Below are 13320 nucleotides of genomic sequence, written 5' to 3'. Positions count from 1 at the left end.
GTATTCTGTATAATTTATAATATACAATCATATTAATTATCTTTGCATAATAAAACCTGAAACTCTGAGTTACACCGCTAATTCAAATGAAGCTAGGGCTAAACCTGCGCAGGTTTTTTGCCCCGGCCAGTACCAAAGCTAAAGCGTGACTTCTTTTCTTTGTATTTGGTGTCTTGTTTGTATTTTCTTGCGGCCTGAACCTCTTCGCCCACAAGCTCTTTCTCACCATCGTTCTTATAACCCATGGCGCCATTCCATAGCTGGACGATAAGCTGTAGTGTCATGGCAAAGGCCTGCGCATTAAATCGCCTGTCAGCGGTTAAGGATGGTTCTCCAATAATGCTCAGGTGATTCATATCGTGAACAGCCATGTTACGGCTGGCAGATGCAACACCGGCACCGGTGCGGTCCTTACCACTCTTACAGAAGCGAATCACAACAGGGTTGAGTTTTCTTCGTGGCGCAGGTGTTGTGTCATCAGTTTCGATTGGTTGGTGGGTTTTGGTGAAGGCGGTAACGGCAGGGTTATCGTCCCTTACAAGATTACATATCCTAGCCGGGAAGTTGGCAGCCTTAAAGGTATCGTATTCAGCCTTGTGGTGTTCTTCGGTCAGTATGATTGCCCGCCACTCATTGATTTCCCTGATGATTTTCTTTTCGTTCGGATGAGGGTGGCCATAAAGGCTTTGGAAATGATTTAGCCGTTCTCCGATCCAGCCTTCAATTTCATCTCCGGGGAATTCTGAACCTGTCATTTCCAGTACGGCATCACGGTTGTAGAAATCCGCGACTTCCCAGGGGCGGGTGACCGCACCATATTTCAAAGCTATGCTGTTACTTCCACAGTTGGTGACAGCCAGTTTAGGTTTGGTATAAATAGTTCTTACGATCTGGTTTTTATCTTTAAATGTGATTTTTGTTGGCTTTCCGTCGCTGCTTATAAGGCTCTTGAAGGCCTCGCATGTTGTGACATGCATATTCAGCTCATCATCATGAATGCCTGTGTAACTGCGAATTTTGTCGGTTGTCAGATAGCTTTCCAGTAGAACCTCAATGTCAGCAGCCTGATCTTCCGAGCCGCAGAAAGCTTCAAGTGCTTCGGCGTCGCCTTCAAAGTCCTGCAGTAAGCCTGCCGCAATTTCCTGCCTGGCTCGCTCTTGTGCCCCTCTAAACTGTGTTTCAGGGTCTTCAACCATATAGGGGGTTGGTACAGCAGAGCGTATGCAGGTATCAATAGGCTCATTTGTAGTTACAGAGCGCACCCGATGAGCAAGTGCATTGCAAGGCTTGTCTGTTACGTATTGGGCTGTTGAAGGAACTCCCCCTTTGCGCCCAAGCATGCTTTCTACAGTTTGAACATCAATGGTATATAGCTTTGTTTCCAGACCGTTCCTAACCGGTACAAGCATGGCCGTTGGTTCCCAGCCATGCTCGGAGCGCCATTGCTCGAACGCGAACTCCAAATCATCTTTAATTCCCAGTTTTCCACCAAGTTCTTTACACTTGCTTTCCAGTTTTCTCAGGTCGTAGATAATATTTGGCCGTATATCTCCTCCCTTTAACTGAGTCAGTGCCTCCAGGTGTTCATTAATGAATTTCAGGAGTTTCTCTTTATCTTTTTTGGAGCTCTTGGGAAATCTGCAGGACTCTACTAACTCTTTAGCGGGTTCAAGAACACTGCGTGCGCCAGCAATGTAATTGCTTTCAACCCTGTAATCCATAGCCCGCAACTGGTGTAGAAGTTGAATTTCACCCCCTAGTTTTTGTTCTATAGCTTGTAAGTCTCGCTTCAGGCTATGAGTGAAATCGTTGCTGGTTTCAGTCGGGGTAAACATTCTGGTGATTCTTGCAATTTGGCTTTGATGGGCCAGCAGCTTGACTTGCAGTGAGTCATGAGCTGCTTTTTCTCTCTCAGGATCACCGCAGTGAATCTCTTCGAAATATTGGGTTCTCAATGTTTCGATAATAAACGGGAGTATGGAGCGGAGTTCTGCCCAGGCCATTTTGGCTTGGATGTCTTCTGTGCTTTTAGCTTCCTTGGGTGTGGCAAGTGTAGTGATTACCACAGGAGCGTTTGGGTTTTTATTTTTTGCCTGTGTCTTTCGCCAATTATCCAAATTGGGTAGAAGTTGGCAGGCTAAAGGTTTTGATCTGACCACATCTTGAAGAATGTTAAAGGCTTCTGCTTCTGGGGCATCTTCGTTGATTAACGGCTCAATGTGTTCCAGCATTGATTCTTGGAGAAACTCAACCTCTAGTGGAGAAAGGTCTGTAATAACAGCTCCGGTAGCGGCTTGGAAAATCTGTGCACCCATGCTTGATGGGTTTTTCAGGTCGGTCCACTCCTTAAACTTATCTCTGTTATCGCTTCTGAGCTTTTTGACCTGCTTGATACGATCCTTGCGAGATATTGTGGTTTTATCCACCGGCCCGGCAGCCTCGCTACTCTCTGAGGAGGAAATTGAAGGCAGGTGGCGACGTGAAGCAATAAATGCAACCGCACGGCTTACCAGACCATCTCTGTGAGCTTTTTCTACCCGCATCGTTTCTGGAGAAGGGGGCTGTGATAAGCGGGTTTCCGATGAAGATTCGGTGACTTCCGACCCACCGAAACTCCCTGATCTTTGGCTGACCGAGTCTGACTCGGAGCCGCTGGAATGTCTAAGTGGTCTTCTGGGAGCTTCCGGGCCGCGAGTTGCCATGATTTTTTACTCAATAGCGATATTGTATTAGCTATCGGCAGAAAACTGGCAGCCTTTCTCTTCTTTCGGGTTTTGCAAAGGCTTCGGTCTCCCTATACAGTTGCGCCAGTTTTCCTGTTTAAAGCTTATTATTTATGTCTGATACACCTCTCGCTCTGGTCGGAGCAGATACCTTTGTCGGTGAATCCGTTCTTTCCATGCTCGGAGCTTTAGAGCTGACACCTGAAAAGGTGGTAGCAATCGCGTCAGAGCCTGATGCGGAAACAACGGTCAGCATGGGTAGTCATAGCCTGCCTGTTCAGGCGCTGACTGAAACTCAGTTTCAGGGTGGGCAAATCGTTATCTGTGCCGGTGATGCTGAGCTGGCGGAAGCTGCAATTAATATGGCTGGTTCTGCCGGAGCGATGGTTCTTGATGCGACTTCCTTTAGCCGCAGTCAGGATTATGTGTCCCTGGTACACCCGGATGTAAACCCTGAAGCGCTGATGACCCTCCAGCAAAATGGTGTTGTAGCCATTCCTGGTGATATTGCTATGGCTGTGGCTCCTGTGTTGCGGGCATTACGCCAGCTGGGAGATATTGGCCGGGTAGATATGTCCTGCTGCCTGTCAGTGAGCAGTGCTGGTAAGGATGGTGTGAGTGAGTTGGCGGCACAAACCAGCCGTCTGCTGAATGGTTTGCCAGCAGAACATTCTGCGTTTTCTGAGCAGGTTGCCTTTAATGTTCTGCCATCCCTGAATGGAAATTGTGGCGATGCGACGACAGCTGCCCATGAACTGGTTACCTTATCTGGACATGAAGGCTTGCCTGTTCATGTCAGCAGTATGGTAGGTTCCGTTTTTTATGGGCAGGCTATTCATCTGTCTGTATCCCTGGATTGGGCCGTTGGCGTCAGCGAAGTTTGGGAGGCTCTCGAGGGTATTCCGTCAGTTAAAGTTGCTGCAGATCCTGAAGAGGCATTTACACCAGTCTCTCTGGTCGGTGCTGATGATGAGCAGCGTCGTCTGATTCACATTTGCGGGCTTGGGTCATCAGAGGCCCAGGAAAATGTTCTGAATATGTGGATTGTGTCTGATAATGCCCGTTCCGGAAGTGCTTCAGGAGCCGTACAACTCTATCAGTGGTTGATTACAGAGTTTCTGCAGTGATAACTTAACATGTAATTATAATTAGTGGGTGCTGTCCCAATACGACGGCACCCTTGTATCCGCAGTGTGACACTGAAGCAGTGTCCGGATAGCTAAAGATCAGCGCAGGGCTATCTGTATAATGCAATGGTTCTGACGGTAGTATTTTTTTCTGCTTCCGCCTGATTCGTACCGCGCAAATAAAAAGAAAGGATAGAGGATATATGTTACGTAAGCTCGCCGCAGCCATTGCCATAGCTGGTAGCGTAACTGGTACGCTTGGAACCAGCGCCGCTTATGGGCTTGGTCTCGGTGATATCCGACTTAACTCTGCATTGAATCAGCCTCTTGATGCAGAAATTGAACTTGTTCAGGTACGGGATCTGACTCAGGGGGAAGTCTTGCCTAGTATGGCAACCCGTGAAGACTTTGAGCGTGCAGGTGTTGAACGCCCTTACTTTCTATCGGAACTACGATTTAGAACCATAAAGAGAGAAGACGGCACGGCCTATGTACGGGTGACCAGTCGCAAGCCTGTCGTTGAACCTTACCTTAACTTTTTGATGGAAGTTCACTGGCCGGATGGCCGGTTGTTGCGGGAATACACACTTCTCCTTGACCCTCCATCCTTTAGTAATGAGGTTGTCGCTGCCTCAGCCACTCCCAAAGCCATTAATGTTCCAAAGCCAGTGCCAGCCCCTGCTCCGGTAAAGCCGGTGAAGCGGCCGGTTGTTACAGCACCAGTTTCTGGAAGTGCTGTACCAACTTCTTCTCCTGAGAACAGCAGATCCCCTGAAACTTATCGGGTCAAACAAGGTGATACTCTCTGGGAAGTTGCTTTACGCACCCGTCCAGGTCGGGATGTTACGCCTGTTCGAATGATGGCAGCACTACAGTCTGAAAACCCTTCCGCGTTTATCAATGGCAACATTAATCTGCTGAAACAGGGCTCTCTGCTGAGTATTCCTGACCGGGCAGCTATTGATGCTCTCGATGGTGCGACAGCAAACCGTACGGTCACTGAGCAGAATCGTCAGTGGCAGCAAGGTTCGGGAAGGGTACAGGTTGATGCTACCCGTAAAACCGAGGTGGTGGAAACCGCTCGCGGAACTATCGAACAGGATCGTCTGAATATCGTAACCGCCGGGGTTCAAAACTCAGCAGAAGACGCCTCTGACCAGGGTGGTGGCCAGAACGCTGTGGCTACCCGCGCGCTTGAAACTGCAATCTCTGTTAATCAGGAACAGCTGGATACCCTGACCAGGGAAAATACTGACCTGAAAGACCGTCTCAAGGAGCTGGAAGGTCAGATTAAATCTCTCGAAAAGCTGGTTGTTCTCAAAAATGATGAGCTGACGGCTGTCCAGCTTCTGGATCAGCAGGTGCAGGCTGCCCAGCAACAAGCAGCAGTACAGCCAGAGCTCGAAGAAGAGATTGACTACAACTATTACGAAGTTGAAGAGCTCGATAAATCTACCAGTGGGAATGTTGCACCTCCTGTAACTCCAGCTGGAGGGAATTCTTCTCCCAGCCCGGCCCAGGTCGACCCGGTTGAGTCAGCATTTGGTGGTGCGCCAGTTGCGGACCCTGAACCAGATCTCATGTCACCTGAAGGTCTGATGAATCTTGTTATGAAGAATCAGATGTATCTGGCAGCCGGTGGCGGTGCTCTGGTTCTGATTCTTGCGGCTGTGGCACTGCTGGCTCGACGTCGTAGACAGCAGGCAGAAGATGAAGACGAAGAAATGGTTTCCGAGTCTGCTTCCGATGATCTGGAAGATTTGCCAGAGGTAGAAGATATCTTTGCTTCTCAGGATTCTGAGCAGAAGGAATCTACATCTGAAGAGTCTGCAGAAACTCCTGACCTTGATATCGATAAGGAACTGTTTGATGAGCCTGCCAGTGAGCAGGCTCAGTCTGCCGATCCACTGGGTGAAGCGGATATTTATATTGCTTACGGTCGCCTCGAACAGGCGACCGAGTTGCTGTCCACTGCGATCTCTGGGTCTCCGCAAAGGGCTGATCTGCGCATTAAGCTGATGGAAGTTATGGCAGATAGCCAGAACGTTCAGGGCTTCCTTGAGCAGGAAAAGGCGCTGGAAAATATGGGAAGCAGTGAAGGGCTTAACCGGGCCAGTGAACTGCGTACCCGTTTCCCTGCCGGAGCCCTAGAGCCAGCAACCTCTGAACCCGAACCTGTTCAGGCTGCAGCTGAGACTGTCGCAGCAGAAGAGCCAGTTCCGGCGCAAAAAGTAGAAGATGAAGCTCCCGATGTTGATGACTTTGATCTCGACCTTGGTGGCGAAGAGTTCGATACCGGGTTGGAATTTGATCTGGATGATTTTGATGGCGCAGCCGATGCTGGCCAGCAACCTGAGCCAGTAGTTGAAAGCGAGCCTGAGCAAGTCTCTGATGCAGTTGCAGAAGTTGAAACAGCTCCTGGAGAAAGTGCAGGCGAAGCGGGCTTGGAAGATTTTGATCTGGACTTCGACTCTCTTGATACTGACGAAACTCCAGAAGGCGCTGAAAAGCAGGAAGAGTTACCTGAGCTTCAGGATCTTGAACTGGATGCTGGTCTCGACTTCGAAGAAGTGGAAGTTGCACAGCCTGAAGTTGAAGAGGTGATAGCTGAAACTGAAAGCGAACCAACTCTGGAAATCGAAGATGAATTATCTCTCGATGATATAGCGCTGGAAGAAACGCCAGTTGAGGAAGCAGCAGCTCCAGCTTCTCAACCAGCTGAAGATCTGGACTTCGATACTGAGCTTGAGCAGCTGGATGCTGAGCTTGCAGACCTTTCTGCAGACTTTGATCTTGATGATGCCGCTGTTAAAGAAGGTATGGCGCCTGAATCGACTTCCGGTGAGTCTTCTCAGCCTGAAGAGTCAGCGATTCATCCAGAAGTGAAGGAAGAGGCAGCTGTTAATCAGGCAACAACTGATGCTGTTTCTGAACAGCTTGATGCTGCGCTGGCGGGAATTACTGATTCCGATGCTGCCGGTGATCTGGGTCAGATGGAAGATGAGTTCTCCTTCCTTGACGATACCGATGAAACAGCAACCAAGCTTGATCTGGCCCGCGCTTATATGGAAATGGGCGATGAAGAAGGTGCCAAGGATATTCTGGATGAAGTTGTTCGAGAGGGAAGTGATGCCCAGCAGGAAGAAGCGAAAGGGTTGATTGAGAAGATCGGCAGCTAATTCTCTTTCCTGTCAGAAAAAGGCTGGTATATGATACCGGCCTTTTTTATGTCTGTTCGTTCACGCCTCAGGCGTTGGATGAACAGCTTATTAGGTGAAAGACCGTTGAGTGAAACACCAGAGAATGAAGTAATGGTAGACACCGGTGTCTCTGATGAAGCTGCTCCAGAGACGTACCGGTTTGCTGCCTGTGTCGAATATGATGGTTCAGCCTACCATGGTTGGCAATCGCTGAAGAGTGGCCTGCCTACCATTCAGGCTGCGGTTGAAAAAGCCATTGGCAAGGTTGCCAATCATACGGTGTCTGTTGTCTGTGCCGGGAGAACTGATGCCGGTGTTCATGGTAGTCGGCAGATTATCCATTTTGATACCACCGCTGTGCGCAGTGAGCGTGGCTGGGTTTATGGTTCCAACACCAATTTGCCAGACTCCATAGCTGTGCGTTGGGTCAAACCCGTCTCAAAAGATTTCCATGCCAGGTTTTCAGCACTGGCAAGACGATACCGCTACGTGATATACAATAACCCTATCCGGCCAGCACATCTTAGCCGGGGGCTTACCTGGAACTACCGTCCACTTGATATTGAGAGAATGCGGGCTGCGGCAGCACATCTTGTCGGTCAGCATGACTTTACCTCCTATCGTGCGGTGCAGTGCCAGGCCAAGAACCCGGTAAGAACAATCGAGCATCTGCAGCTGCACCGATTTGGTGATTTGATCGTAATGGATGTAAAAGCGAATGCCTTCTTGCATCATATGATCCGCAATATTGCCGGTGTACTCATGGCGATAGGTTCCGGGAAACGTGAACCAGATTGGGCGAAAGATGTGTTAGAAGCCCTGGACCGCAGCGCAGGCGGAGTGACGGCACCACCATGGGGGCTGTACTTTGTCGATGTTGTGTATCCTGAAGAATTCGATTTACCAGAAGAGCCTTTAGGGCCTTCCTTTGTTGGACCACTGCTGGTTTAACTCACCAGCAGGGACTGCTAAAAGCAAAAGGGTGGAGTGGTTTTAATGTTGTTTGATAGCAGTTCTGACAACCGAGTGCACGTTAAAATCTGTGGCTTGCGTGAACCTGCACATGCTGTTGTTGCTGCGGAATGTGGTGCTGACGCTGTGGGTTTCATGTTTTATCAGCCCAGCCCACGAAACCTTACCCTTGATGAAGGCAGACTACTGTCGTCTGCGGTTGCCGGACAGGTAACCCGTACAGGCGTGTTTGTAAATCCTGAGCCACAATTCCTGGAAGAGGTTTTGCGAACAGTTGAGCTTGATGCCCTGCAGTTTCATGGTGATGAATCCAATGATTTTTGCCAGCGTTGGGGGCTGCCGTGGATTAAAGCCGTTCGGGTGCGGGATGACAGTGATGTCGCCTCAGAACTGGAACAATGGCCACAAGCCTCGGCATTTCTGCTGGATTCCTACACTCCGGGTGTTTATGGTGGCACCGGAGAAGCCTTTGACTGGGATCGCTTTCCTAAGCATCTTAAGCAACCTTTAATTTTGGCGGGAGGGCTCTCTCCTGCCAACGTGGCAGACGCAATTGCCACTGTTCAGCCCTGGGCTATCGATGTTTCGAGCGGCGTTGAAAGTTCCCGGGGGAAAAAAGATGAAACTCTCATTCGGGAGTTTATGGAAGAGGTCAACAATGTCCGATAGAGATAACGGGACAATGAAAAATGGCGGGCAGCCTTACTGCCAGCCTGACGCGCGCGGCTATTTTGGAGATTTCGGTGGTCAGTTTATTCCCGAAACCCTGATGCCCGCAGTTCAGGAACTCAGCGAAGCTTTTAATAAGTACGTTGCTGATCCTGAATTTATGGAAGAATTTGACCGGGATCTGGCCCACTATGTTGGTCGCCCATCCCCTCTCTATCATGCTGAACGATGGTCCCGTATGCTCGGCGGTGCCCAAGTTTATCTTAAGCGTGAAGACCTCAACCATACAGGTGCTCACAAAATTAACCATGCTGTTGGTCAGATTCTGCTGGCCAAGCGTATGGGCAAAACCCGCATTATTGCTGAAACCGGAGCCGGTCAGCATGGTGTGGCCACGGCAACAGTTTGTGCCCGTTTAGGATTGGAGTGTGTTGTGTATATGGGAGCGAAAGACGTTGAGCGTCAGTCTGCCAACGTATATCGCATGAAACTGTTGGGTGCCAAAGTTGTACCAGTGACTAATGGTTCTCAGACCCTGAAAGACTCCATCAACGCCACCCTCCGTGACTGGGTGACCAACGTAGATAATACTTTCTACCTGCTGGGTACAGTGTGTGGTCCGCACCCTTATCCGCAGATGGTGCGCACATTTCAGAGCATTATTGGCCGTGAAGCCCGTCGCCAGATTCTGGATATGACCGGAAAACTTCCTGACGCTCTTGTCGCCTGCGTAGGTGGTGGTTCCAATGCCATGGGGCTGTTCAGCGAATTTATTGATGATAAAGACGTGAAGATTTACGGTGTGGAAGCCGGTGGTCTTGGTGTGGAATCCGGCAAGCATGCGGCGCGCTTCAGTGATGGCCGTAAGGGTGTTTTGCAGGGTAACCGTACTCACATTATGTGTGATGACGCAGGCCAGATTATTGAAAGCCATTCCGTATCGGCTGGCCTGGATTATCCGGGAGTTGGTCCTGAGCATGCATGGTTGCATGAAATTGGCCGGGCTGAATACCCATATGCCACAGATGATGAAGCCCTGCAGGCATTCCATGATCTGACTCTTTATGAGGGTATTATTCCCGCGCTGGAAAGCAGCCATGCTCTGGCTTATGTCACCAAGCTGGCTCCCACCATGTCTCCGGATCAGAGCATTATTGTGAATCTGTCCGGTCGTGGTGATAAGGATATGCATACTGTTGCTGCCATTGACGGCATTACTTTGTAAGGAGGCTGACAATGACGGCAATACAAACAACTCCGGAGACCAAGCGAATTGCAGCCTGTTTCTCCCGATTGGAGAGTGAAGGGCGCAAGGGTTTGATCCCTTATGTAACAGCCGGTGATCCTGGTCCTGAAGCCACTGTGCCGCTGCTTCACTCCATGGTAGAAGCTGGCGCGGACATTATAGAATTGGGTATTCCTTTCTCTGACCCTGTTGCTGATGGGCCAGTGATTGAGCTGGCTCACCAGCGCGCTGTGTCACATGGCGTTACACTTGCTGACGTTCTGTCAATGGTCGCGGAGTTCAGGAAAAAGGATAATGTAACTCCGATTGCCCTGATGGGATATTTGAATCCTATTGAAATCATGGGCTATGAGACATTTGCCCGCAGAGCGGCAGAAGCCGGTGTTGATGCATTACTGGCGGTGGATATTCCGCCGGAAGATGCAAAAACACTGTTGGACCCTCTGTATAAGGAAGGACTGGAAACAGTCTTCCTGGTATCGCCAAATACTGTGGATGAGCGTATTCAGAACATCTGCTCAGTGGCTGGCGGATACATATACTACGTGTCACTCAAGGGAGTGACAGGGGCCGGAAACCTCGATACCGACGAGGTACAGAGCCGTGTTGAACATATCAAGACGTTCACGGATCTGCCGGTGTGTGTTGGATTTGGTATACGTGACGGTGCATCTGCAGCTGCTATCAGCAAAACAGCGGATGCGGTCATTGTGGGAACTGCGCTGGTGAAAGAGCTGGCGGCCCATGAAGACCTCGCTGCCGGGCGGGCTGCTGTTGCAGCTTGCTTAACCGAAATGCGAACCGCCATGGATCAGTAACTCTTTTCCCTGATCAGCCTTTTTCGGGCACGGGAAAGGTTGGTTGGGGGATTAACTCGAATGTGCAACTGGAAAGCGTCATGAGTGGCAGTTGGCTGGATAAACTTGTTCCTTCACTGTCCCGGTCTACTAAACCGGGGAAAAGCAGTGTTCCGGAAGGACTCTGGAAGAAATGCGTTAAGTGTGAGTCGGTTCTTTATCGTCCCGAACTTGAACGTAATCAGGATGTCTGCCCGAAATGTGAACACCACATGCGTGTACCTGCCCGTCAGCGCCTGGAGCGGCTGCTGGAGGAAGAGGGCCGGGAAGAGATGTTTACCGAACTTGAGCCAGTAGACCGGCTGAAGTTTAAAGACAGTAAAAAGTATCGTGATCGTCTGAGTCAGGCTCAAAAGGCCACTGGCGAGAAGGATGCTTTGGTATGCATGCGCGGCAATATTGAAGATATCGAAATTGTTGCTGTGGCTTTTGAATTTGCCTTTATGGGCGGTTCAATGGGAACCATTGTGGGTGAGAAGTTTGTTCGCGCTGGTGAGTACTGCCTCGAACATCGCATTCCTCTGGTTTGCTTCTCTGCCAGTGGTGGTGCCCGTATGCAGGAAGCTTTGTTCTCCCTGATGCAGATGGCCCGAACCAGTGCTGTGCTTGAGCGTTTAAAGCAAGCCGGAATTCCCTACATCTCAGTTTTGACTGACCCTGTTTACGGTGGTGTTTCTGCCAGTCTCGCCATGTTGGGTGACCTGAATATTGGCGAGCCTCGTGCGCTGGTCGGTTTTGCCGGCCCCCGTGTTATCGAACAGACTGTTCGTGAAAAACTGCCGGAAGGCTTCCAGCGCAGTGAGTTTCTTCTGGAACATGGTCAGGTGGATATGATTGTTCATCGCCATAAGCTGAAGGCGACACTAGCACGTAGCCTGCGTCGTATGATTGGGCATCTTCATCCTGAAGTTGAGGAGCCGGTTGCGCTGTCAGAAGAACCTGATAGTGATTTCGATGAGACCGAAATTCCGTCTTGATGTTTTACCAATTATCAGTGAAGGCTACAGAACCTGTTGCAGCTTTCACTGATAATTGCTTGAAATAATTGCGCTTTCACTGTACTTAATGGTTGAATTTTCTAACCGGTCAGCAATGCAGTGATGAACGCCTTCTCCACATCTTTTCCGGACAATCCCAACAGCCTTTCTTCCTGGCTGGGCTTTTTAGAAGCCCGACGTCCCGAGCATGAAATGGTGCTTGGCCTTGAGCGTGCCGACCGTGCGGCCAAAAAACTTCTTCCTGCATCGTTTTACTCTGACAACCGCCCGGTAAAAGTTATTACTGTGGCTGGCACAAATGGCAAAGGCAGTACCGTTGCTACTTTGGCCTCTGTGCTGAAATCTGCCGGCATTCGCGCCGGAGCATGGACCTCTCCTCATCTGGAAGTTTTCAATGAGCGCATCTGTGTTGATGGCGAAATGGTGGCGGATCAGGCGATCTGTGATTCCTTTTCCCGTATAGAAAAACTGCGTGGTGAGGACTTCCTTAGTTACTTTGAGTTTGGCGCACTGGCGGCACTGGATATTTTCGTTCGGGAACAGGTGGACGTTATTCTGCTTGAAGTGGGGCTGGGTGGCAGGCTCGACGCCGTTAATATTGTTGATGCGGATGTTTCCATCGTGACCACTGTCGATCTCGACCACCAAGCATGGCTGGGAGACACCATCGAAAAAATAGCCCGTGAGAAGGCGGGAATATTCCGCTCTGGCAGGCCAGCGATTTGTGGTGAGGCACAGCCTGCGAATTCCCTGTTGGAACATATTAAAAACATTCAAGCTATTGAACTCCGGGAATCTCAGGTTTTTCAGGTTTCCATTGCAGATGATGTTATGAGCTTTCATGGCCAATGCGAAGGTGGAAGTCAGAGAACGATAGAAAACCTGCCTGTACCTTCTTTGCCATTAACCAGTGTGGTCTGTGCGTTGCAGGCACTGATCTGGCTGTTCCCGGATTTAACTGATGACTGTATCCGTAAAGGTTTGGCGGAAGCTCAACTGGCCGGACGCTGCCAGATGGTGAAGACAACTAATCATCAGGGTGAGCCGGTCACTGTCATGCTTGATGTTGCCCATAATCCTCAGGCTGCACGTTTTCTTGCTGAACGGGTTAAAGCTTTAGGTGAAAGTGCACCAGTGGCTGTTCTGGGAATGCTGGACGACAAGGATATGAGCGGCGTGCTGGAGCCACTGAAAGGATGTTTTCGCCAGTGGTATACGGCAACAGTTGGCTATGCTGCCAGGGCCCGTACAGGTGTGGACCTAGCGGATGAACTGGTTCGCCTTGGTGAATCTGTTACCAGCTATGGGGGCGTTGAGGCTGCTTTGAGCACAGCTCTTGAGAGTTCACAGGCTGGTGATCATATTGTTGTGCTGGGGTCATTCCACACGGTTGGAGAATCTCTCTCATTTTTGCGCGGCCGGGCATAACTGCTCTCAGAAATTATGTCTGAGAATCATGGATAATCGACAGTCTGCCATCTGGCCGGTTAGTATCTGTTTATATTTGTTTTATGGGGTTCATTCGGCT

The 13320-nt window shown here is 50.0% G+C and carries 9 protein-coding genes; 8 read left to right on the top strand and 1 reads right to left on the bottom strand.

Features of this window, described 5'->3' with window-relative positions:
* Nucleotides 1-98: 98 nt before the first annotated feature.
* Nucleotides 99-2702: an inositol phosphate phosphatase SopB gene (locus ACY2RR_RS10940; RefSeq protein ID WP_490108180.1), complete on the bottom strand. Its 2604-nt coding sequence runs from the start codon at nt 2700-2702 to the stop codon at nt 99-101.
* Between the two features lie 134 nt (nt 2703-2836).
* Here ACY2RR_RS10940 and ACY2RR_RS10935 point away from each other — a divergent pair, with 134 nt between their 5' ends.
* The 8 genes from ACY2RR_RS10935 to ACY2RR_RS10900 all read left to right on the top strand — a co-directional run bounded on the left by ACY2RR_RS10935 (nt 2837) and on the right by ACY2RR_RS10900 (nt 13220).
* Nucleotides 2837-3850, top strand: a complete 1014-nt coding sequence (locus tag ACY2RR_RS10935; RefSeq protein ID WP_490108179.1) for an Asd/ArgC dimerization domain-containing protein — start codon at nt 2837-2839, stop codon at nt 3848-3850.
* A 203-nt stretch (nt 3851-4053) separates the two neighbouring features.
* Entirely contained in the window at nt 4054-7029 is a 2976-nt protein-coding gene (locus tag ACY2RR_RS10930) for a motility hub landmark protein FimV (protein ID WP_490108178.1), read from the top strand.
* 132 nt (nt 7030-7161) lie between these two features.
* Complete coding sequence (gene truA / locus ACY2RR_RS10925; RefSeq protein ID WP_490108397.1) at nt 7162-8001, top strand: tRNA pseudouridine(38-40) synthase TruA; 840 nt, start codon at nt 7162-7164, stop codon at nt 7999-8001.
* A 45-nt stretch (nt 8002-8046) separates the two neighbouring features.
* Entirely contained in the window at nt 8047-8691 is a 645-nt protein-coding gene (locus ACY2RR_RS10920) for a phosphoribosylanthranilate isomerase (RefSeq protein ID WP_490108177.1), read from the top strand.
* Nucleotides 8681-9916 carry a tryptophan synthase subunit beta gene (trpB, locus tag ACY2RR_RS10915; protein ID WP_490108176.1) on the top strand — a complete coding sequence of 412 codons (1236 nt, stop codon included), beginning with the start codon at nt 8681-8683 and terminating at the stop codon, nt 9914-9916. The genes ACY2RR_RS10920 and trpB overlap by 11 nt, the downstream gene beginning before the upstream one ends.
* An 11-nt stretch (nt 9917-9927) precedes the next feature.
* Complete coding sequence (gene trpA / locus ACY2RR_RS10910) at nt 9928-10755, top strand: tryptophan synthase subunit alpha (protein ID WP_490108175.1); 828 nt, start codon at nt 9928-9930, stop codon at nt 10753-10755.
* 80 nt (nt 10756-10835) lie between these two features.
* Nucleotides 10836-11771, top strand: a complete 936-nt coding sequence (accD, locus tag ACY2RR_RS10905; protein WP_490108174.1) for an acetyl-CoA carboxylase, carboxyltransferase subunit beta — start codon at nt 10836-10838, stop codon at nt 11769-11771.
* 123 nt (nt 11772-11894) lie between these two features.
* The gene (locus ACY2RR_RS10900; RefSeq protein WP_490108173.1) at nt 11895-13220 is read left to right on the top strand and encodes a bifunctional folylpolyglutamate synthase/dihydrofolate synthase; all 1326 of its coding nucleotides are present in this window, start codon (nt 11895-11897) and stop codon (nt 13218-13220) included.
* Nucleotides 13221-13320: the final 100 nt, after the last annotated feature.

This window comes from Parendozoicomonas sp. 2304DJ65-17 (assembly GCF_058148445.1).
Note: the sequence above shows the minus strand (reverse complement) of the source record. Positions and strands in the feature narration are given on the sequence as shown.